This window comes from Mycobacterium sp. E136, assembly GCF_001666865.1.
Taxonomy (GTDB): domain Bacteria; phylum Actinomycetota; class Actinomycetes; order Mycobacteriales; family Mycobacteriaceae; genus Mycobacterium.
On record NZ_LZJE01000194.1, the window covers coordinates 14,401 to 35,245 of the forward strand.

Below are 20,845 nucleotides of genomic sequence, written 5' to 3' on the forward strand. Positions count from 1 at the left end.
CGAGAACGCTTTGACCTAGAATTGAGAATGTTATTCTCGCAGCGACGCGTTGCCCATCTTCGAGGCCCGGGAGGCTTGGTGTTACTGGAGTTCGACGCCGATCAGCGACTCTGGCAGGAGACCGTGCGCGACGCGGTGACCAAACAGATCCCCGCGTCGCTCATCCGCGGAATCGCGGAGAACGGGGTCGACCCGGCACCCCTGTGGAAGACCTACGTCGACGCCGGGTGGACGGAGCTCGCCGAGGCCGAGAACGCCGTCGAACTGGCGATCGTCCTCGAGGAGTTGGGCCGGGCCACCGACCCCACGCCGTTTCTGGCCACGCTGACGCAGTTCGCGCCGCTGGCGGGTGATCGATTCGATCCGCAGCAGGCCGGCACCGCCGTGTACGACGGTGTCGCCGCCCACCGGGTCGCCGACGGCTGGGTGCTCAACGGCACGGCGCATCACGTCCTCGACGGTGACCGCGCCGAGCGGTTCGCCGTGGTCACCGACGCCGGCGTCTTCATCGTCGACGCCGACCAGGTCACCTCGCGGCGCAGCCCGATTTTCGACCCGGTCCTGCACGTCGCCGAGGTGTCGTTCGTCGACGTCCGCGTGCCCGACACCGTGCGGGTCCCTGCCGACGCCGAACGCGCCCGCCACGTTGCGCTGACGGGTATGGCCATCAGCACGGTCGGCGCGTGCCAGCGCATCCTGGATCTGGTGCTCGAGCACGTCAAGCAACGCCAGCAGTTCGGTGTCGCGATCGGTTCCTTCCAGGCCGTGCAGCACAAGGCCGTCGACATGCATGTGGCCATCGAACGTGCCAGGGCGCTGGCCTATTTCGCCGCGCTGACCATCGCCGAGGACGATTCGCGCCGACGGCTGGCGGCCGCCATGGCCAAGGCCTCGGCGGGGGAGGCACAGGCGATCGTGTTCCGCCATGGGCTGCAACTGTTCGGTGCCATGGGATTCACGTGGGAGAACGACCTTCAATTCGCGCTGAAGCGGGCCAAGGCCGGCGAGCTGCTGCTCGGCGGCGCCGCCGAGCATCGCGCCGTGATCGCAGCGGAGTACAGGACCTTCTGATGCAGCTGACCTTCGATTCCGACGTAGAACAGTTCCGTGCCGAGTTCTCGGCGTTCCTCGACGAGCATCTACCGCCCGAGTCGCAGACGCTGGAGCGGCCGAAGTCGGTGTCGCACATGCCGCAATGGGCGCGCGACTGGCAGCGGCTGTTGTTCGACAACGGCTGGCTGCTGCCTGCGCAACCGCCGGAGTTCGGTGGCCGCAACGCGACCGTGTTGCAGCAGTTCGTGCACCTCGACGAGCTGTGCCGGCGGCGGATCTACCACAGCTTCAACCCTCAGGGCGTCAACATCGTTGCCGCATCGCTGATTTCGTTCGGCAGCGATGAGCAGAAGCACCGCTGGGCGGTGCCGGTGCTGAAGGCGGAGATGACCGCGTCGCTCGGAATGAGCGAGCCGAGCGCCGGCTCCGATCTGGCCTCGCTGCGCACACGGGCTGAGTTGGTCCAGGGCCCGGAGGGGCCCTACTTCGTCGTCAACGGCCAGAAGGTCTGGACGTCCGGTGCCCACGACGCCGACTTCCTGCTGACGTTCGTGCGCACCGATCCCGATGCGCCCAAGCACAAGGGCATCAGCGTTCTGATCATCCCGACCGACACACCGGGCGTCGTCTGCCGCCCGTTCGCGGACATGACCGGTGAGGAGAACCTCGACTTCAACGAGGTGTTCTTCACCGACGCACGGGTACCCGCCGAGAACCTCGTCGGCCCACTCAACGGCGGATGGGGTGTCGCCAACGGTTCGCTCGGCCATGAGCGCACGATGATGTGGCTCGGCTTCGCCGACCGCATCGACAACATGATCGCCGACTTCCGGCCCCGCACCGAGATCGAGCGCGACCAGTACGCCACGACGATCATGGACTACCAGGCGTTGCGGGCGATGGGCTCGGCGGCATTGTCGCGAGCCGCGCGCGGCGAGATGGACACCGCATCGGTGTCGGTGCTCAAACTCTTCGGGTCCGAAGCCGAGCGTCAGGCCATGGAGAACGCGTTGGCCGCCGCCGGTGCCGACGGGCTGATCCACCCGTCGACCTCCGGACCGTACGCGCACATGAACCTCGACCACTACTTCGCGAGCTGGTTCGAGCGCTATGCGCGCAGCTTCGGCGGCACCATCGCCGGTGGCACGTCGGAGATCCAGCGCAACATCATCGCCACGCAGGTCCTCGGTCTGCCGCGGCGCTGACATGGACGCCTGGATCGTCGACGCGGTACGCACACCGAGGGGTCGTGGCCGGGATGACGGCGCCCTGCACGGGATCCACCCGCAGGCGTTGTTCGCCCAGTGCCTACAAGCGCTCTCTGCCAGAACGGGTTTCGACCCGACCGACGTCGACGACGTGGTCGCGGGCAACGGGATCCTCGCCGGCGAGCACGGCGACGACATCGCACGCCTTGGGGTACTGCTCGCCGGCTGGCCGGAGACCGTGCCCGGCATGACGCTCAACCGGTTCTGCGGGTCGGGCCAGCAGGCGATCACGGTCGCGGCGACCGGAGTGGCGGCGGGCGCGCAGGACGTGGTGGTCGCGGGCGGTGTCGAGTCGATGTCGCGGTGGACGGCCAGCGTCGGTGTGCCGACGATCGACGGCGACAATCCCGCGTTCCGGGAATTGCATCCGACTGTTCCGCAGGGCATTTCGGCCGATCTGATCGCATCGCTGGAGAAGTTCAGCCGCGAGGACGTCGACGCGTACGCCGTCGAAAGCCAACGGCGTGCCGCCGAAGCGATAGCCGAAGGCCGCTTCGACCGGTCGGTCATCGCGGTCACCGATGCCGCGGGTGAGGTCGCACTCGATACCGACGAACATCCGCGACCCGGCACGACCATGGAGAAGCTGGCCAAGCTGCCGCCGGCGTTCGAGCGGATGGGCGGGGCGCGCGTCGAGGGTGAGTCCGCCACGTTCGACGAGCTCTGCCTCGCCCGGTATCCCGAGTTGACCGCGATCGACCACGTCCACCATGCGGGGAACTCCTCCGGTGTGGTCGACGGCGCCGCGGCGGCCGTCGTCGCGTCCCAACGGTGGCTCGACGCGAACGGCGTTGCCGCGCGGGCGAAGATCCGGTCCACCGCGGCGATCGGCAGCGAGCCGGTCATCATGCTCACCGCGCCGGGACCCGCCGCCCAGCGGTGCCTGGACAAGGCCGGCATGCAGGTCGCCGACATCGACCTGTGGGAGATCAACGAGGCATTCGCGGCCGTGCCGCTCAAGACCATCCGTGACCTCGGGCTCGATCCCGACCGCGTCAACGTCAACGGCGGCGCCATCGCGCTGGGCCACCCGATCGGGGCGACGGGTGCGATGCTCATCGGCACCGTGCTCGACGAGCTCGAACGCCGCGACCTGACCACCGGACTGGTCACGATGTGCACCGGCGGCGGCATGGGCACCGCCACCATCATCGAGCGGGTCTGACATGACCGAGACGTTGGTCGTCGACCGTGACCGCCCGGGCGTCGTTGTCCTGCAACTGAACCGGCCCAAGCAGCTCAACGCGATCAACGAGGTCATGCGCGACGAACTGTCGCTCACCCTTGGCGAGATCGCCGCCGATACGTCGGTCAACGCCGTCGTGCTGACCGGCGCGGGGCGCGGGTTCTGCGCCGGCATCGATGTGCGCAACTTCGGGTCGCCCATCGAGGCGTCGGCGCCGGCGATCGAACGGATGCGGTTCCAGGAGGCGATGGCGGCGCTGCCGCAGGCGATTCGGGCGCTGCCGCAACCGGTCGTCGCCGCCGTGAACGGGCCGTGCGTCGGCGCCGGGCTGGCGCTGTGCCTGGCATCGGACATCCGGATCTGTTCGACCGCAGCTACTTTCGGCAACGCGGCGATCCTGCTCGGGCTCTCGGGCGCCGAGATGGGGATGAGCTACCACCTGCCGCGAATCGTCGGCACAAGCGTCGCGGCGGACTGGATGTTGACCGGTCGCACAGTCAGCGCCGAGGAGGCCGACCGTCGCGGGTTGGTCAGCGAGGTCGTCGCGCCGGAGCGGTTGAGCGAGCGCGCGCTCGAGATCGCGGCGACCATCGCCGATTTGTCCCCGCTGGGGGTGCAGTTGACGAAGCGGGCGCTGCAGACCAACACCGACGCCTCGGGTCTCGACGCCGCGATGGAGCTGGAGAACCGCAATCAGGTGCTCAGCCACGCCACCGAAGAGGCCGCGCAACGCCGGCGGAAGTGGTCGGATAGCTGAAAGCGGACGGAAGGACGGACAGTGGCCTGGGATTTCTCGACCGACCCGGAGTGGGCCGAACAGCTGGCGTGGGTGGAGGACTTCGTCCGCAACGAATGCGAACCCATCGATCTGATCGTCAAGGAGTCGCACGATCTCAACGATCCGGTGCGCCAGGCGCTGATCCCGCCGCTGCAGCAGATCGTCAAGGAGCGCGGGTTGTGGGCCACCCACCTGGGCGCGCACCTCGGGGGCCCCGGCTACGGCCAGGTCAAGCTGGCGCTGCTCAACGAGATCCTGGGCCGGTCCGAATGTGCGCCGATCGTGTTCGGTTCGCAGGCACCGGATTCGGGTAACAGCGAGATCCTCGCCCACTACGGGACACCCGAACTCAAGCAGCGGTATCTCGAACCGCTGCTGGACAACCGGATCGTGTCCTGCTTCTCGATGACCGAACCCCACGGCGGCGCCGATCCGAAGGTGTTCACCACCACCGCCACCCGCGACGGCGACCACTGGGTGATCAACGGCGAGAAGTGGTATTCGTCGTTCGCCTCGATGGCGTCGTTCATCATCGTGATGGCGATGACCGACCCCGACGCGCCGCCGTACCAACGCTATTCGATGTTCGTCGTGCCCGGCGACACCCCCGGCATCAACGTGCTGCGCGACGTCGGGTTGGGTTATCAACCGATCGGCGGCGGGCGCGAGGGGTATGTCCGCTACGAGAACGTGCGGGTACCCGACGATCACATGCTCGGACCGCGCGGCGGCGCGTTCGTCGTGGCCCAGACCAGGCTCGGCGGCGGGCGGATCCACCACGCCATGCGCACCGTCGGCCTGGTGCGGCGGATCTTCGACATGCTCACCGAACGGGCGGTGTCGCGCTACACCCAGGGGTCGGTGCTGGCCGACAAGCAGATGGTTCAGGAGATGATCGCCGACTCCTGGATGGAGATCGAGGCGTTCCGGCTGATGACCCTGCAGACCGCGTGGAAGATCGACCAGTACAACGACTACAAGGCGGTGCGTGCGGACATCTCGGCGGTCAAGGCGATGATGCAGAAGGTGCTGCACGATGTTTCGGCGCGGGCGCTGCAATTGCACGGGTCGCTCGGCACCTCCCATGAGATGCCGTTCGTGCAGTACCTGACGGAGTCGTTCGTGCTCGGGCTGGCCGACGGCCCGACCGAGGTGCACAAGGCGACGCTGGCCCGGTTGCTGCTCAAGGACGTCAAGCCGGCCCCGGACGTGTTCCCCTCCGAACATCTGCTGCGGCTACGCGAAGCCGCCGAAGCCAAGTTCGCCGACAAACTCGCGGGCATTCCGCGGGGCTGACGCGAGGAGATCCCACAGTGTCGTGTGACGGCAAAGTCGCCCTGGTGACCGGCTGCAGCCGGGGGCTCGGAAAGGCGATCGCGCAGCGGCTGGCCCGCGAGGGTGCGACGGTCGCGCTCACTGCGCGCACGCTCGAGCCGGACCCGAAATACCAAGGCTCGCTGCGTCAGACGCTGGAGGAGATCGAGGCCGCGGGCGGCTCGGCCATCGCGGTGGCGGCCGATCTGTCCGACAGCGAGCAGCGCGGCCGGTTGTTCGCCGAAGTGGCCGACAGGATCGGTGCGCCCGACATCCTGGTCAACAACGCCGCCGTGACATTCCTGCGGCCCCTCGACCAATTCCCCGAGCGCCGCGTCCGTCTGATGATGGAGATGCACGTCATGGCGCCACTGCATCTCACGCAGATGGCGATCCCGGCGATGCGCGAACGCGGGCGCGGTTGGGTGCTGAACGTGACCTCGGTCGGCGGCGACCTCCCCGACGGGCCGCCCTTTTCGGAGTTCGACCGCACTGCCGGCTTCGGCGTGTACGGCACGGTGAAGGCGGCGTTGAACCGGCTGACGAAAAGCCTTGCGGCCGAACTCTACGACGACGGTATCGCCGTCAACGCCGCCGCGCCCACGAATCCGGTCGCCACCGAGGGCGCCGGTGCGCTCGACCTGGCCAAGACCGACACCGAGGACATCTCGCTGATCACCGAGACGGCTCTCCGGTTGTGCACCGGCGATCCGACGGCTCTGACCGGTCGCATCGCCCACACGCAGTCGTTCCTCGCCGAGACGGGCAGCGACTCATGATGAGGGCGTCACTTCTCCCCGCGAGCAGACGCCAACCTGCCCATTTTTGGCTCGAATGCGGCAGTTTTACGTCTGCTCGCGGAGGAAACGGGACCCCCGCATGAGGGTTCAGCCCGCCGCGTACCTGCGCACCACGCTGCCGCTGGACCTGTCGGTGCTCGACGACCTCGACAGCGGGCGCTACCACTCGATCTGGATGCCCGATCACATGGTCAGCTTCTGGCCCGACTCGATCTGGACGCCTGAGTTCACCGACCTGGCAACGGTTTCGCCGTCGCCGCACCGCCACCTAGACGCCATGGCGGTCGCGGCGGCCGCGGCGGTGCTGACGAAGAACGTGCCGCTGGTGACCAGCGTCGTCGACACGGTCCGTCGGCACCCGTCGCTACTTGCGCAGAGCGCGCTGACCATCGACCACCTGGCGGCCGGCCGGTTCATCCTCGGGCTGGGCAGCGGAGAGACCGAGAACACCGTGCCGTACGGCTTCGACTTCACGGCGCCGGTCAGCCGGCTCGAGGAGGCGCTACAGGTGATCCGGCTGCTGTGGGAGAGCGACGGCCCGGTCGACTTCGACGGTCGGTTCTATCGGCTACGCCACGCCCGCCTCGACACCGAACCCTACGAGGGACGCTTCCCGCGGATCTGGATCGGCGGCAGCGGCCCTCGCACGCTCGACATCGTCGGTCGCTACGCCGACGGATGGTGGCCGACCGGCGCATGGTCGCCGGAGGACTACGCCGAAAAGCTCGCCGTGGTCAAGCTTTCCGCGGAGAAGGCGGGCCGCGACCCGTCGGCGATCACGCCGTGTTTCATCCAGGTGTGCCTGGTGGGCCGCGACGACGCCGGGCTGGCCGAGATCCTCGAGGCGCCGCTGGTCAAGTCGTTCCTCCTGCAGGTGTCGGCCGAGGTGCTGCGCAAGGCCGGCTTCGCCCATCCGCTGGGGGAGGACTGGCGCGGATACCAGGACATCGATCCGGCGGTGCTCACCCGCGAGCGCATCGTCGACTTCCTCGGCCGGGTCGAACCGGAGATGATCCTGGCCATGGTCCCGCACGGCACACCGAAACAGCTCGCCGGTGTCATCAAGGACTACGTCGACGCGGGATTGCGAGTACCCAAGATCATGGATTACGGCGCCATGGCGGGCCTGCGATACACCGCCCAGTCGGCGCAGAACGTGCGGGAAGTCGAGGACGAGCTGATGGCTCTGTGCGGAGGCGTCGAGTGAGCGCGCACCTGGTGGCGGCGGAGATACTGGCCCGCGCACAGGACGAAACCGGGCTGGCCGACTACGGCGATCCCACGCTGCCGCAACGCTTCTCGCTGGTCGTCGATCACCTCAACGCGCTCGGAATGGACGACGACGGCAGGCGGCGCGCCGCGCAAGTGTGCCACTGGCTGCTCACCTCGCGCCTGGAGTTCTTCGAGGACCGCCGGCGCCACCCGGTCGCCGAGGAGGTCATCGAGCGGCCGATGTTCGTCACGGGTGAGCCGCGGTCGGGCACCACGCTGATGCACGCGCTGATGTCGGTCGACCCGGACTCCCGCGCGCTGCGGTTCTGGGAGGTGATGTATCCGTCGCCGCCGCCGGGCACCGTGGAGGGCGAGGATCCGCGTCGCGCACAGGCCGACGCGGACTGGCGCGAGATCAACACCAAGCTGCCGAAATGGCTACACAGCCACCCGTACAACGACATGTTGGGCGACGGGTTGCCCGAAGACGAACGGACCTGGGCCTTCGACTTCCGGGTGCTGACCCCGACCGCGTGGTGGCGCGTGCCGATGCAGACCGTCGTCGGCGGCCTGCCCACCGACCCCGCCGCGCAGTACCGCATCCACAAGGCGATGTTGCAGCAGTTCCAATACGGCCGCCCGCGCAAACAGTGGGTGCTCAAGGGGTTTCACGGGTTCCGGCTCGCCGAGCTGTTCGACGCCTATCCCGACGCCACGCTGATGTGGCTGCACCGCGACCCGGTGCAGGTCGCGGCGTCGCGCACGATGATGATGGCCGACATCCTCGAGGGCATCGTGGGACCGGTCGACCTACACGCCGCGGCGAAGATGCACCTGGCGTTGACCCGCGAGAGCATCGCCAACACCATGAGCCATCCGCTGGTCGACGATCCCCGGATCCTGCACGTGCGCTACGCCGATTTCATCGCCGATCAGGTCGGCACCGTGCGCCGCTACTACGAGTTCTGTGGTCGAGAGTTGACCACCGAGGCCGAGGCCGCCATGCGGCAGTATCTGGCCGACAACCCGGGCGATCGGCACGGCAAGTTCCGCTACTCCACCACGCTGCTCACCGACATCGGTGAGGACCTCGATGCGCTGCACGACGAATTCCGGCCGTTCCGAGAACGGTTCGGCGTGCCGATCGAGAACCGGGGTTGAGGTGCCCGACGAGCGGCTCTCGGTACACAGCGTCACGTTCTACGGGACGCCGGTGGGCGAACTGTTGGAGCACTGGCGAGCGCTGGGGCTGACGCGGCTCAGCCTGATCGATTCGCAACTGACCGAACCGGACCTGCCGAAGATCGTTGCCGGAGAGGGCTATTCGGTGGAGACGGTGTATCACCTATTCTCCTCGCGCGACGCACTGCTGAAGGTGATCGACGCCGCCCATGGCCTCGGCGCGCGGGCGGTGTACATGCTGACCGGCGGGCGAGGCGAGCTCAACTGGGAGCAGGCGGCGGACCGATTCAGCGAGGCGGTGACGCCGTGCGCGCGGGTGGCCGAAAACGCAGGTGTAAAGCTGGCGATCGAGAACGCCTCGAGCCTTTACGCCGACATCCACATCGCGCACACCTTGCGCGACACGATCACCCTCGCCGAGGCGACCGGCCTCGGCATCTGCATTGACCTGTTCCACTGTTGGGCCGAGGCGGACCTGACAGCGCTGGTGCAGAGGGCGCTGCCACGGACCGTGACGATTCAATTGAGCGACTACGTGCTTGGCGACCGGGCGCTGCCCGCTCGGGCGGTACCCGGCGACGGAGCCATCCCGATCGCACCGTTCCTCTCGTCGGTGCTGGCCTCGGGCTACGCGCACGGCTTCGACCTCGAGCTGATCGGCCCGCGCATCGACGAAGAAAGCCGATTGGCGGCCGCCCGCCGGGCGTGCGACGTGGTGTCGACGATGCTGGAAGAACTCGACGGCTAGGGGGAACGGGATGGCGTTCGGAGACGGCCGCGACGATGCCGAGCTGAAGTCGGCATGGGACGACTTCTGCGATCGGCTGAAACAGGCGGGGGAGCGGGTCTTCAAGGACCACAACGGTACATCCGGGATTCACCGCGCCGACGGTTTCCGGTTCCTCACCCAGAACCTCGGGCAGGCGTTCGACCTCGCGCTGGAGACGCGCAACACGCGATATCCCCAAATCCACACCTTCTCCCACCCGACCAGAAAGCTCGGCGGCGACTGTGCGGACTTCCTGTATCAACAGGCGTGGATCGACGGCACGTCGACGTATCGGATCACCGGTGAGCGCGGTACGGCGCCGTTCTTCAACATCACGGTGCAGGGACCCCGTCCCGACGGCCCGGGCGTGCTTCACGAGCCGTTCGGCGACACACCCGAAGCGAACCTGTCTGGCGCGCAACTGAACACGCGACCCGACGGTACCTTCGAAATCTACGTCGGCGGACCGCAGCGGGAACCCAACTGGCTGCCCACCACACCCGGGTCGCGCAAGCTGTTCATCCGGCAGGGATTCGACCGGTGGGAGGAGCGCCCGGCCCGCATGCGCATCGAACGCGTCGACATGGCCGAGCCCAGGCCGGTGCCGAGCCCTGCAGAGATAATCTCGGCCATCGGATGGGCGGGTGATTTCCTGTCCGGGATGATGTCGGACTGGCCTGAATTCCCGTTCGCGTACGGCGGTGTCGATGCCGAGCACCCCAACCGGTTCCCCGACGTGACGGCGACCGGCGCCGACGCCAAGCGTGGTCGCGCGGCGGCCAACATGCACTGGCGACTCGCGCCCGACGAATCGCTGATCGTCGAATTCGACACCCATGACGGGCTGTGGATGCTGACCAACATGGGCCCGTTCTTCACCAGCATGGATTACCTTTACCGCCCGGTGAGCTACACCCCCAGCCGCACCGCGGTCGACACGGACAACACGGTGCGCCTCGTGCTGTCACACGACGACCCCGGCTACCACAACTGGCTGGACACCCAGGGTTTCGAGCGGGGCAACCTCACCTATCGGCACATGCTGGACGGCGAGCCCGCGGTACTGCGGACAAGGGTGGTCAAGCGCGCCGACCTCCCCGAGGCGCTACCGCACGACACCGCGACCGTGACACCCGCCGAACGCATCGGGCAGATGTGGGCGCGGTTCAACGGAATTCGGCAGCGTTACGGCTGGTAGGGCGCCGGCTCAGAGCCGCTGGAGTTTGAACGTCCAGAACTGCATGCCCGGTGGCCCGTTGAAACATCCGACGTTGTAATGGGACTCGATGGTGCCGACCAGGGATATCTCATCCCAGGAGTACGTTTCGCGAGTCGGCAGCACCTGGCCCGGGCACTGCAGACCGTCCGGCACGTCGACAGTCATGGTGTAACGGCCGTCGACCAGTTTCGCCGGGCCCTCGTAATAGGCGTAGAACTTCAGCCGCGGCCGCGCGCTCACGTAGACACAGTCGAGCGGGCGATCCGGCAGGCAGGCGGTGATGAACCAGAGCCAGGAGGCCCGGTTGTACCTGTTGGTCTGCAGGTCGTAGTTGCCAAGGGTCATCATGGCATTGGCCGGCGGCGGCGTGACGGTGCCGACAGCCATGACCAGCGCAGCCGCTGCGACGAAGACCTTCAAGCGCTTCAACGTCGATCCTCCCATGTCCCCGCCCGCTGCCCATCAAATCACCTTCGCGCCCGTGACGAGCACGGTTCAGGTTATGACGGCGGCTTCCTTGCGTTCCGTGATCGGCCGGGCCAGTTCCTGTTCGTTGCAGATCCGCTGGAGTTTCTCCAACGTCTCGTCGAGACCCGGGCCCAACGGCTTGCTCGGAGTGAACGTGGCAGGCAGATTGCGCATGCCCTGGATCACGCCGATCGTGTCGTAGTGGACGGTGCCCTCGGGATCGCATACGTAGTCCGGCATCCGGTCCAACACGGCGGTCAGCATCGACTTGAAGACCGTACGTGCCACGTTCGAACCCACGCAGCGGTGCACGCCGATACCGAAGCTGAAGTGCCGGTTGCCCTTCCGGTCCAGGACCACCTCGTTCGGCTTGTCGAACACCGCGGGGTCACGGTTGGCCATCGCCCATGACAGCCACAGCCGCTCATACTGCTTGAACTGCTGGCCTTCGACCTCGACATCCTCGGAGAAGGTCCGTCCGTCGCCGGGTGCCGGGGTGAAGAACCGCAGGAACTCCTCCGTCGCGGGATGCAACAGCGTGTTGCGCTCCCGGCTGAGGCGCTCCCGTTCGTCGGGGTGATCACCGAGCCATTCGAGCGCGTGCGCCGTCAGCGCCGTGGTGGTGTCGAAACCGCCGCCGATGATCAACCCCAGATTGCCGAGGATCTCCATGTCCGGAGCCGGTTCACCATCGATGCGCAACTGCAGCAGCGCATTCACCAGCCCGGGCCGCGGGTTCTCCCGGATCTCCATCATGTTGTTGATGAGGTCGATCCCCATCTCACGGTGCTGCTCGTTGATCTTCTCCCGCTCGGGAGCGTGTTCGGGCGTGTAGACCGAGGCGTGCGTCGGCTCGCTGTAGACGTTCCACTTCTTGAGGTCGATCCCCATCATCGCCAGCGTGAACACCGCGGGCACGACATTGGCGAGGTGCTCGACGAAATCGATGCGTCCCGACTCGATGTGCTCATCGAGTGCCGCGCGGGTGATCTCGTCGACGAACGGCTCCCAGCGCTTGATGGCCGCTGGCGACAGGTACGGGTTCAGCGCACCGCGGTAGGCGCTGTGTTCGGGCTCGTCCATCTCGAGGATGCCGCCGCGAACGACGGTGGCGCGACTGGCCTTCGGAATCGTGATGCCCTGAAACGGCGTCTCACCGGTGATGTCATGGTGGTTGGACACCGCGGGGCAGCGGGCCAGTTCGAACACGTGCTTGCTGTCCGCGGCGACCCAGTGCCCGTTGTAGGTGTCCGTCCACGCCATCGGGCACCGGGAGTGCATCTCCTCGGTGATCTTCTCGAACTGCAGGCGGTATTCGGGTGTATGCCGGTCGAAGTGGTACCGGTTCTTCTTGCGGTCCCCGTCGTCGGCTCCGTTGGCTCTTCGCGCCAGCGGCTCATCGCTGTGGACAGTCACGGCGTGTCTCCTATTGGTTTGCGCGGTGTGGGCCGCGCGTCATTCGATGACGATGGCCTGTTCCGGACATGAGTGGGCGGCTTCCCGCACAAGGTCTTCCTGATCCGGGGGAACAACTTCGTTCACCGCCGACGCATGGCCGTCGACATCGTCGAGCTCAAACGAGTCGGGTGCGATCATCGCGCACAGGGTGTGGCCCTGGCACCGCGTGCCGTCAACCGAAACCTTCACTGTCGCAACTCCTTACGCTCAGTTGTGGTAGTCGTACCACTTCAGGTAACCGCCGGCGTCGACGCGCAACTGCGCGCCGGTGACGAAGCGGGCTTCGTCGGAGGCCAACCACAGCACCGCGTTGCTGATGTCCTCGGGCTCGACCCACGGCACCTTCATGGCCTGCTGGACGTAGAACACCGGTTCTGCGTCCTTGAGCTCGGGCTTCTCCAGATCGGGCCGGAAGGACCGGTACATCGGCTCGCTTTGCAACATGTTGGTGTTGCAATTGGTCGGGTGCACGACGTTGGCCCGGATACCGCGCGGCGCCAGCTCGGTGGCGAGGTCGTGGACGTAGGCCGACAATGCGCGCTTGGAATGCACATAGGCCATGCCGCCGGGGTCGTTGCCGGGATCGTTCTTCTGGTGGGTGTCCATCAGCGCGGCGGTGGAACCGGTCGCGATGATCGAGGCGCCCTCCTTGAGGTGCAGCAGCGACACCTGAATGGCGTTGATGGTCCCGATGAGGTTGGTGTTGATGACGTCGATCCACGCTTGCAGCGGCGGTTGGCCTTTCATCCCCGCGACGCCGGCCTGGGCGACGACGATGTCGAGCCCGCCAAGCTGGGAGATGCCGTCCTCGAGCGCGGCCTTGAGCTGTGCGGCGTCGCGCACATCCGCCTTGGCGGTGACCACGCGCTGACCGGTCTTCTCGATGAACGCCGCGGTCTCCTCGAGATCCTCCGGCGTGGCCATGGGATAGCCGATGGTGTCGATGTTCTCGCAGAGGTCGACCGCGATGATGTCGGCGCCCTCCTCAGCCAGCCGTACCGCATGGCTGCGCCCCTGCCCACGCGCCGCACCGGTGACGAATGCGACCTTTCCCTGTACGCGTCCCACTGAGGATCCTTTCCTTATTACTTGTCGCCGCTACGTGTTTCGGCCGCCGTTGACGCCCAAGATCTGTCCGGTGATGTAACCGGCCTCCTCGGAGACCAGGAACGCACACGCAGCCGCGATGTCCTCGGGCTTGCCGATGCGGCGCACCGGTGTCGAGTCGATGTTTTGCTGCACCACCAGATAGCCGCGCTCTTCGGACTTGCGGAGCATCGGGGTGTCGATGAAGCCGGGCGGCACGGCGTTGACCGTGATCCCGCTGGGCCCGTACTCCAGAGCGAGCGATTTGGTGAGCCCATTGACCGCGGATTTGGCCGCCACGTACGGGGCCATGTAGGGCTGGCCGGAATGCGTGCTCGATGACGAGATGTTGACGATGCGACCCCACCCGGCCTCGATCATGTCGGGCAGGACGGCCTGGATGCAGTGGAAGACGCCGTTGAGGTTGACGTCGATGACACGTTGCCAGTCCTCGAATTTCAGATCGGTGAAGCGTTTGAACTTCTCCAGTCCGGCGGCGTTCACGAGGACAGTGATCGGCCCGAGTTGCGCGCGGACGGCGTCGATTGCCTCCTCGACCTGAGCGCGGTCGGTCACGTCGGCCGTATACGCGGAGTCGGCGTCGGATGGATTGACGTCAATGGTGGCGACGTGCATACCGTCGGCGCGCAACCGCTGCGCGACGGCCAGGCCGATGCCCGAGCCGCCTCCCGTCACGACGGCGTTCTTCATACCTGTGCCTCGGCCACAGTCATTCCGCTCCTTGCGTGCGCGTCCCGATGCTGCGCGCGTGCGTTCCCGACGCCATCAAGAATCGTCCTTTCGATTATGAGAACCGTACTCTCGCCTCTTACAACTCCGCAAGACACGGAACCCGAGTGATTCGCACTGGTGAGACGTTCGGCGGCCGATTGTCGCACCGTTATTCCCAGGCAGTGGCGATTCCGATCATTTCCTTGAGTTCTCTCTGTGCGAATGTATGATTCGCCGGTGATGAGAATGGAGTTTCCATCACACTTCGAGAACCCCCACGATTGAGGAGGATGATGCGGGAAGCGACCCTCATCTCGAGTGACGAAACCGCCGCAGGATCGGCCGGCGTCGATCGCCGGTTGTTGATCGGGGGAGAGCTGCTCGAGACCTCCCGCACGTTTCCCTCCCTCAATCCCGCCACCGGGGACGTGCTCGGCCATGCGCCCGATGCCACCGTCGCCGATGCCGAAGCGGCCGTCGCCGCCGCGCGTCGCGCCTTCGACCAAACCGATTGGGCGACCAACACCGAGCTGCGGGTGCGCTGCCTCGAGCAGTTCCACCGAGCGCTCGTCGAACACCGTGACGAACTCGCCGCGCTGACCATCGCCGAGGTCGGCGCCACCGAGGCGCTCTGCCAGGGGGCGCAGCTGGACCAGCCCATCGAGATCGTCCGGTACTACGCCGAGCTCCTGAAGACCTACCCGATGACCGAGGATCTCGGAAACATCGAAAGTCGCGGCATGCAGCACCACCGTTGGGTGGAGAAGGAAGCCGCGGGCGTGGTGGCCGCGATCATCGCCTACAACTACCCGAATCAGCTCGCGCTCGCGAAGCTGGCGCCGGCGCTGGCCGCCGGCTGCACGGTGGTGCTGAAGTCGGCTCCGGACACTCCGCTGATCACGCTCGCGATCGGTGAGCTGATCGCCAACCACACCGACATCCCCGCCGGTGTGGTCAATGTGCTCAGCGGCGCCGATCCCGAGGTGGGCGCCGCGCTGACCGCCAGCCCGGACGTCGACATGGTGACGTTCACCGGGTCGACCCCGACCGGCCGCCGGATCATGGCGGCGGCCAGCGAAACCCTGAAGAAGGTGTTTCTCGAACTCGGCGGCAAGTCCGCCGCGATCGTGCTCGACGACGCGGACTTCAACACCGCGGCGCTGTTCAGCGCGTTCTCGATGGTCACCCACGCCGGACAGGGTTGTGCGCTGACGTCGCGGCTGCTGGTGCCGCGCACGCACCACGACGAGATCGTCGGGCTGATCAAGAACAACTTCGGGCTGGTGCGCCACGGCGATCCCGCCGACCCCGGTACCTACATGGGGCCGCTGATCAGCGAGAAGCAGCGCGACAAGGTCGACGGGATGGTCAAGCGTGCGGTCGAGGCCGGCGCCACGCTGGTGACCGGCGGCGAAAAGGTCGACCCCGGCTTCTTCTACACGCCGACGCTGTTGACCGACGTGGACCCCGACAGCGAGATCGCCCAGGAAGAGGTGTTCGGGCCGGTGCTCGTCGTCATCGCCTACGACGACGACGATGACGCGGTCCGGATCGCCAACAACTCCATCTACGGGCTCTCCGGCGCCGTGTTCGGCAGCGAGGACCGCGCGCTCGCGGTCGCCCGGCGCATCCGCACGGGCACGTTCTCCATCAACGGCGGCAACTACTTCAGCCCCGACAGCCCGTTCGGGGGTTACAAGCAGTCGGGCATCGGCCGCGAGATGGGCCGGGCCGGTCTCGAGGAGTTTCTGGAATCCAAGACGTTCGCAACGGTGGTGAGTGGCTGATGAGTGGACCGTTGGACGGCATCCGCGTCCTGGAAGTCGCGATGTACGGATTCGTCCCATCCGCGGGCGCGGTGCTGCGGGAGTGGGGCGCCGACGTGGTCAAGGTCGAACACGCGGTGACCGGCGACCCGCAGCGGGGGCTGCGGCAGACCGGCCTGTTGCGCGTCGAGGGCGATCCCAACCCCAACATCGAGCACGCCAACCGCGGTAAGCGAAGCATCGGTCTGGACATGTCGGTGCCCGAAGGCAAAGAGGTGTTGCTGGAACTGGCCCGTCGGGCCGACGTCTTCCTCACCAGCTTCCTGCCGGGGCACCGGCAGCGGTTCGGCATCGACGTCGACGACATCCGGGCGGTCAACCCGAACATCATCTACGCCAGGGGCAGCGCACTGGGCCCCCGGGGCGAGGAATCCGTCAAGGGCGGCTACGACATGACCGCGTTCTGGTGCCGCGCCGGCACCGCGGCCACGATCACGCCGCCGGGCACGCCGGGCATGGTCGGCCCGCCGGGGCCCGCCTACGGGGACACGATCTCGGGCACGAACCTCGCGGGCGGCATCGCCGCTGCGCTGCTCAAACGCGAACGCACCGGGGAGCCCTCGGTTGTCGACGTGTCCCTGCTGGGCAGCGGACTGTGGTCGCTGGGGCACACCGTCGCGCTGACCAAACACCTCGGCCAGCGCATGGAGGCCTTCCCGCCGGGGGTGCACGGCTCGCCGATCAACCCGCTCGTGGGGCTGTATCCGACGGCCGATGACCGTTACATCTCGTTCGTGATGATGCAGCCCACCAAGTTCTGGGCCGACGTCTGCAAGCACATGGACCTCGACGACCTCGCCGACGATCCGCGCTTCGCGACCGCCGAGTCGATCGCCGAGAACACCGAGACGGCGGCCGAGATCCTCAAGGAGGCGATGTCGAAGCGTCCGCTCGCCGAATGGAGCGAGCGGTTCGCCACCCTGCTGGGGCCGTGGGCGCCGGTGCAGGACACGCTGCAGGCCGCCGAGGACGCCCAGATCCGCGCGAACGAGTATCTGGTGCAGGCCGGCGAGCTCGAACTAGTTGCCAATCCGGTTCAGTTCGATGTCAGCGCACCCCGAAGCGGACCCGCGCCAGGGTTCGCCGAGCAAACTGACGAGATATTGCTGGAACTCGGATTGGACTGGGACCGCATCATCGAGCTGAAGACGGCCGGCGCCGTCACCTAGAACCGGAAAGACAGCCCATGCCCTACGTCGCCTCGATCGGCACATACCTGCCGTGCTGGGGTGCGCCGCTACACCGCGAGCCCGGTGACGACGAGGACGCGGTCACCCTCGCCGTCGAGGCGGGACGGGCGGCGCTGATCGCCAGCGGAGCTGTCGAACGCGTGGTTTTGGTCAGTCGCGATCTGCCACTGCTCGACAGCAGCAATGCGGCGGTGCTGTTGGCGGGGCTCGGGCTCGACCCCGAGCTCGAGGTCGACGAGCGGCTCGGTGGTGCACCCGCGACGCTGGACGCCATCAGTTCGGCGAGGCCGCGGACGCTGATCATCGGAACCGACCTCAATCCCGCGGGCGCGGCGGCGATCCTGACCGCGGAGCGGGGTCTGCAGGTGCGCACCGCGGCCCGCGTGGCGCGCAGCCTTCCGGTGCGCACCCGCAAGGCGACCGGCGACGTACACGACTACGGCGACCCCCGGCTCCTGCACGAACGGGGCCTCATCGCTTCCCTGGAGGCGGCGTGGCTGGACACCCCGGCCGCGCTCGCGGGGGTGGACCCGTCGTGGGCGGCCGAGCTGACGATCGGGGACCCGCCCCCGCTGCCGACCACCGGTGCGAGCGCCGGCTTGTTCGCGTTGGCCGGTATGGCCGAACGGAATTCGACCGGCCCGCTGGTAGCCGTCGAACAGGCGAGCCTGTCGGGGATCACGGTGACCGGCGGGGTCGCCGAGTTGCACCGGCGCGAGCCGGCCGCCCGCCCACAGCCCGAGGGCACCGTCGTCGGTGACGCCCAGATCCCGATCTCGCTCGCCGCGTACGAGCGGGCGTTCGAGGCCAAGGTGCGCTGGGAGGCCGGCCGTCATCCCGGTTCCGAGGACCTCGACTTCCCGCCTCGCTACCGACTGGCCGACAACTCCACGCTGTCCACCGGCTATGAACTGATTCCGTTGCCGCGCACCGGAACCGTCTACACCGAGACGACGGTGCACATCCCGGTACCGGGCCTGCGCTCGCCGTACTCCCTGGTGATCGTCGAGCTCGATGGGGTCGGGGTGCGGGCGCTGGTGAAGGTGACGGGGGCCGAGCCGGGTTCGGTGGACATCGGCACCCGCGGCCGGCTGGCCCTGCGCCGTGTCGCCGTGCGGTCCGGGGTTCCGGACTACGGCTACATGTTCGAGCCGGAGTCGGTGGCGGCATGAGGACCCGAAGGCGAGCGGGAGTGAGGATCGCAGCGCAGCGAGGACCGGTGGGCCCACGTCTGCAGGGCAGGGGACGACCGGGAGCCGAGGCATGAGGAAGGTCGCGATCGTCGGCGCCGGAATGACGGCTTTCGGTGAGCATTTCGCGCTCGGGCTCAAGGATCTTCTGCCGATGGCCTTCGCGGAGTGCGCGGCCAGTGTCGACAAGGGGCTGCACAAGTCGGACCTGCAGGCGGCGTGGTTCGGCGCGATGGGCACCGCCGACGGTTTTCCGGCCGGCATTCTCGCCGACACGCTCGGTCTGCCCGACCTACCGGTGACCCGCGTCGAAAACTCTTGTGCCACAGGCAACGACGCGATCCGCAACGCCCTGTTCGGCGTCGCCTCCGGCGCCTTCGACGTCGCGCTGGTGATGGGTGCCGACAAGCTGCGCGACACCACGTCGCGAGACATGTTGTGGGAGTGGGAGGCCATGGCCCGCGACATGGCGTGGGACTACCCGCTCGGCGTCGTGTCGCCCGCCGGGTTCGCGTTGCACGTCCGGCGCTACCTGCACGAGTCGCCGGCCACCGAGGAGCATCTGGCGATGGTGGCGGTGAAGAACCACCGGCACGGTGCCAACAATCCCAAGGCGCGACTGCAATTCGAGATCACCGTCGAGCAGGCGATGGCGGCACCGATCGTCGTCACGCCCTTTCGGCTCTACGACTGCGCACCGCAGAGCGACGGTGCGGCCGCCCTCGTGCTCGCCTCCGAAGACGTCGTCGACCGGTTCACAGACCGCCCGGTGTGGATTCGTGGGGTCGGGCTGGGCCTGGACTCCGTGATGCATCAACACAAAGCGGACATGACGACGATGCCGGCGACGACGCGGGCCGCCAAACAGGCTTTTGAGATGGCCAGTCTTGTTCCTAGCGATGTTCATGTGGCTGAAGTTCACGATTTCTTCACGGGCATCGAATTGATCAGCTATGAAGATCTCGGATTCGCCGAGAGGTTCGGGGGCCACAAACTCGTCGAGGCGGAAGTGACCACTATCGGCGGGGGGTTGCCTGTGAACCCGAGCGGAGGCCTGAAGGCCAAAGGGCATCCGCCCGGTGCGACGGGCGTCGCGCAGTGCGTCGAGCTGTTCGCACAGCTTCGCGGCGAAGCCGTGAACCAGGTGGACGGTGCTCGGATCGGGCTTGCCCATAACATTGGCGGGCCCACGGCAGTGGCGGCAGTGACCATCCTGGAAGGAGACGGCAATGGCGCAAGGTAGCGGTAGCGGACCGGAACGGTGGTCCGCCGGGCTACCGCCGTTGCGGAACCTGGCCGGACCCATGCAGGCGGTCGGTGCGTTGTTCGCGATGTCGGCCGATGCAGTGCGGTTCGTCTTCCGTCGGCCGTTTCAGTGGCGCGAGTTCCTGGAGCAGTGCTGGTTCATCGCCCGGGTGTCATTGGCGCCCACGCTCTTGGTGGCGATCCCGTTCACCGTCCTCGTGTCGTTCACGCTGAACATCCTGCTGCGCGAGTTGGGCGCGGCCGACCTGTCGGGAGCGGGTGCGGCGTTCGGCGCGGTGACCCAGGTGGGCCCGATCGTGACCGTGCTGATCGTCGCCGGGGCCGGCTCGACGGCGATGTGTGCCGACCTGGGATCGCGGACGATCCGCGAGGAGATCGACGCGATGGAGGTACTGGGGATCAACCCGGTCCAGCGCCTGGTGACGCCGCGGATGTTGGCCTCGGGTTTGGTGGCGCTGCTGCTCAACAGCCTGGTGGTCATCATCGGGATCCTCGGCGGCTACACGTTTTCGGTGTTCATTCAGGATGTGAATCCCGGCGCGTTCGCCGCGGGGATCACGCTGCTGACCGGTGTCCCCGAGGTGGTCATCTCGTGCGTGAAGGCGGCGTTGTTCGGGCTGATCGCCGGGCTGGTGGCGTGCTTCCGCGGGCTGACGATCACCGGTGGTGGCGCCAAGGCGGTCGGTAACGCCGTCAACGAGACGGTGGTGTACGCGTTCATGGCGTTGTTCGTGATCAACGTCGTCGTGACCGCGATCGGTATTCGGATGACGACGGGTTAGCGGGGGTCGCCGAATGGGCACGGTTCAGGTTCTTCGTAGTACGTATCCGCGGTTTACTCGGGGTGC

The 20,845-nt window shown here is 67.1% G+C and carries 20 protein-coding genes; 15 read left to right on the forward strand and 5 right to left on the reverse strand.

Going from position 1 to position 20,845, the window contains the following annotated elements; translation table 11 throughout:
- Positions 1-78 precede the first annotated feature (78 nt).
- The 10 genes from A5698_RS12720 (at position 79) to A5698_RS12765 (ending at position 10,760) form a co-directional block, all read left to right on the forward strand.
- Positions 79-1,071, forward strand: coding sequence for an acyl-CoA dehydrogenase family protein (locus A5698_RS12720; protein ID WP_068297111.1), 993 nt, complete (start codon positions 79-81; stop codon positions 1,069-1,071).
- Complete coding sequence (locus A5698_RS12725; protein ID WP_068297115.1) at positions 1,071-2,258, forward strand: acyl-CoA dehydrogenase family protein; 1,188 nt, start codon at positions 1,071-1,073, stop codon at positions 2,256-2,258. The genes A5698_RS12720 and A5698_RS12725 overlap by 1 nt, the downstream gene beginning before the upstream one ends.
- A 1-nt stretch (position 2,259) precedes the next feature.
- Complete coding sequence (locus A5698_RS12730; RefSeq protein ID WP_084792424.1) at positions 2,260-3,486, forward strand: acetyl-CoA C-acetyltransferase; 1,227 nt, start codon at positions 2,260-2,262, stop codon at positions 3,484-3,486.
- 1 nt (position 3,487) lies between these two features.
- Positions 3,488-4,264, forward strand: coding sequence for an enoyl-CoA hydratase/isomerase family protein (locus A5698_RS12735; RefSeq protein ID WP_068297118.1), 777 nt, complete (start codon positions 3,488-3,490; stop codon positions 4,262-4,264).
- Positions 4,265-4,285: 21 nt separating this feature from the next.
- The gene (locus A5698_RS12740) at positions 4,286-5,581 is read left to right on the forward strand and encodes an acyl-CoA dehydrogenase family protein (protein WP_068297120.1); all 1,296 of its coding nucleotides are present in this window, start codon (positions 4,286-4,288) and stop codon (positions 5,579-5,581) included.
- A gap of 17 nt (positions 5,582-5,598) precedes the next feature.
- Positions 5,599-6,378: an SDR family NAD(P)-dependent oxidoreductase gene (locus A5698_RS12745; protein WP_068297122.1), complete on the forward strand. Its 780-nt coding sequence runs from the start codon at positions 5,599-5,601 to the stop codon at positions 6,376-6,378.
- 100 nt (positions 6,379-6,478) lie between these two features.
- Positions 6,479-7,606, forward strand: a complete 1,128-nt coding sequence (locus tag A5698_RS12750) for an LLM class flavin-dependent oxidoreductase (RefSeq protein ID WP_068297125.1) — start codon at positions 6,479-6,481, stop codon at positions 7,604-7,606.
- The gene (locus A5698_RS12755; protein WP_068297128.1) at positions 7,603-8,772 is read left to right on the forward strand and encodes a sulfotransferase family protein; all 1,170 of its coding nucleotides are present in this window, start codon (positions 7,603-7,605) and stop codon (positions 8,770-8,772) included. The genes A5698_RS12750 and A5698_RS12755 overlap by 4 nt, the downstream gene beginning before the upstream one ends.
- Position 8,773: 1 nt before the next feature.
- On the forward strand, positions 8,774-9,541 hold the full coding sequence (locus A5698_RS12760; protein WP_068297133.1) for a sugar phosphate isomerase/epimerase family protein: 768 nt from the start codon (positions 8,774-8,776) through the stop codon (positions 9,539-9,541).
- A gap of 10 nt (positions 9,542-9,551) precedes the next feature.
- Positions 9,552-10,760, forward strand: coding sequence for a DUF1214 domain-containing protein (locus A5698_RS12765; RefSeq protein WP_068297135.1), 1,209 nt, complete (start codon positions 9,552-9,554; stop codon positions 10,758-10,760).
- A gap of 9 nt (positions 10,761-10,769) precedes the next feature.
- Here the strand turns inward: A5698_RS12765 and A5698_RS12770 are convergent, their stop codons facing one another.
- The 5 genes from A5698_RS12770 to A5698_RS12790 form a co-directional block, all read right to left on the reverse strand.
- Positions 10,770-11,210: a hypothetical protein gene (locus A5698_RS12770; RefSeq protein ID WP_068297144.1), complete on the reverse strand. Its 441-nt coding sequence runs from the start codon at positions 11,208-11,210 to the stop codon at positions 10,770-10,772.
- 66 nt (positions 11,211-11,276) lie between these two features.
- Entirely contained in the window at positions 11,277-12,665 is a 1,389-nt protein-coding gene (locus tag A5698_RS12775) for a cytochrome P450 (RefSeq protein WP_231967391.1), read from the reverse strand.
- 39 nt (positions 12,666-12,704) lie between these two features.
- Positions 12,705-12,896, reverse strand: a complete 192-nt coding sequence (locus A5698_RS12780) for a ferredoxin (RefSeq protein WP_064397030.1) — start codon at positions 12,894-12,896, stop codon at positions 12,705-12,707.
- Between the two features lie 18 nt (positions 12,897-12,914).
- Entirely contained in the window at positions 12,915-13,775 is an 861-nt protein-coding gene (locus tag A5698_RS12785; protein WP_067091985.1) for a mycofactocin-coupled SDR family oxidoreductase, read from the reverse strand.
- A 30-nt stretch (positions 13,776-13,805) separates the two neighbouring features.
- Positions 13,806-14,504 carry an SDR family NAD(P)-dependent oxidoreductase gene (locus tag A5698_RS12790; protein ID WP_067091987.1) on the reverse strand — a complete coding sequence of 233 codons (699 nt, stop codon included), beginning with the start codon at positions 14,502-14,504 and terminating at the stop codon, positions 13,806-13,808.
- A gap of 314 nt (positions 14,505-14,818) precedes the next feature.
- On the opposite strand from A5698_RS12790, the gene A5698_RS12795 reads away from it, so the two are divergent.
- From A5698_RS12795 to A5698_RS12815, 5 genes are all read left to right on the forward strand, one after another.
- Entirely contained in the window at positions 14,819-16,312 is a 1,494-nt protein-coding gene (locus tag A5698_RS12795) for an aldehyde dehydrogenase family protein (RefSeq protein WP_067092001.1), read from the forward strand.
- The gene (locus tag A5698_RS12800; protein ID WP_067091989.1) at positions 16,312-17,520 is read left to right on the forward strand and encodes a CaiB/BaiF CoA transferase family protein; all 1,209 of its coding nucleotides are present in this window, start codon (positions 16,312-16,314) and stop codon (positions 17,518-17,520) included. Before A5698_RS12795 ends, A5698_RS12800 begins: the two co-directional genes overlap by 1 nt.
- 17 nt (positions 17,521-17,537) lie before the next feature.
- Positions 17,538-18,713 (forward strand): OB-fold domain-containing protein, encoded by a 1,176-nt coding sequence (locus tag A5698_RS12805; RefSeq protein ID WP_067091991.1) that lies wholly within the window; start codon positions 17,538-17,540, stop codon positions 18,711-18,713.
- 91 nt (positions 18,714-18,804) lie between these two features.
- Complete coding sequence (locus A5698_RS12810) at positions 18,805-19,974, forward strand: thiolase C-terminal domain-containing protein (protein ID WP_067091993.1); 1,170 nt, start codon at positions 18,805-18,807, stop codon at positions 19,972-19,974.
- Positions 19,961-20,779, forward strand: coding sequence for an MlaE family ABC transporter permease (locus A5698_RS12815; protein ID WP_067091995.1), 819 nt, complete (start codon positions 19,961-19,963; stop codon positions 20,777-20,779). Before A5698_RS12810 ends, A5698_RS12815 begins: the two co-directional genes overlap by 14 nt.
- Positions 20,780-20,845: the final 66 nt, after the last annotated feature.

What these genes read in the sequence shown, in the direction of transcription:
- A5698_RS12725 (WP_068297115.1), top strand. Translation starts at nt 1,071, where the DNA reads ATGCAGCTGACCTTCGATTCCGACGTAGAACAGTTCCGTGCCGAGTTC.
- A5698_RS12730 (WP_084792424.1), top strand. Translation starts at nt 2,260, where the DNA reads ATGGACGCCTGGATCGTCGACGCGGTACGCACACCGAGGGGTCGTGGC.
- A5698_RS12735 (WP_068297118.1), top strand. Translation starts at nt 3,488, where the DNA reads ATGACCGAGACGTTGGTCGTCGACCGTGACCGCCCGGGCGTCGTTGTC.
- A5698_RS12750 (WP_068297125.1), top strand. Translation starts at nt 6,479, where the DNA reads ATGAGGGTTCAGCCCGCCGCGTACCTGCGCACCACGCTGCCGCTGGAC.
- A5698_RS12765 (WP_068297135.1), top strand. Translation starts at nt 9,552, where the DNA reads ATGGCGTTCGGAGACGGCCGCGACGATGCCGAGCTGAAGTCGGCATGG.
- A5698_RS12790 (WP_067091987.1), bottom strand. Translation starts at nt 14,504, where the DNA reads ATGAAGAACGCCGTCGTGACGGGAGGCGGCTCGGGCATCGGCCTGGCC.
- A5698_RS12795 (WP_067092001.1), top strand. Translation starts at nt 14,819, where the DNA reads ATGCGGGAAGCGACCCTCATCTCGAGTGACGAAACCGCCGCAGGATCG.
- A5698_RS12800 (WP_067091989.1), top strand. Translation starts at nt 16,312, where the DNA reads ATGAGTGGACCGTTGGACGGCATCCGCGTCCTGGAAGTCGCGATGTAC.
- A5698_RS12805 (WP_067091991.1), top strand. Translation starts at nt 17,538, where the DNA reads ATGCCCTACGTCGCCTCGATCGGCACATACCTGCCGTGCTGGGGTGCG.
- A5698_RS12810 (WP_067091993.1), top strand. Translation starts at nt 18,805, where the DNA reads ATGAGGAAGGTCGCGATCGTCGGCGCCGGAATGACGGCTTTCGGTGAG.
- A5698_RS12815 (WP_067091995.1), top strand. Translation starts at nt 19,961, where the DNA reads ATGGCGCAAGGTAGCGGTAGCGGACCGGAACGGTGGTCCGCCGGGCTA.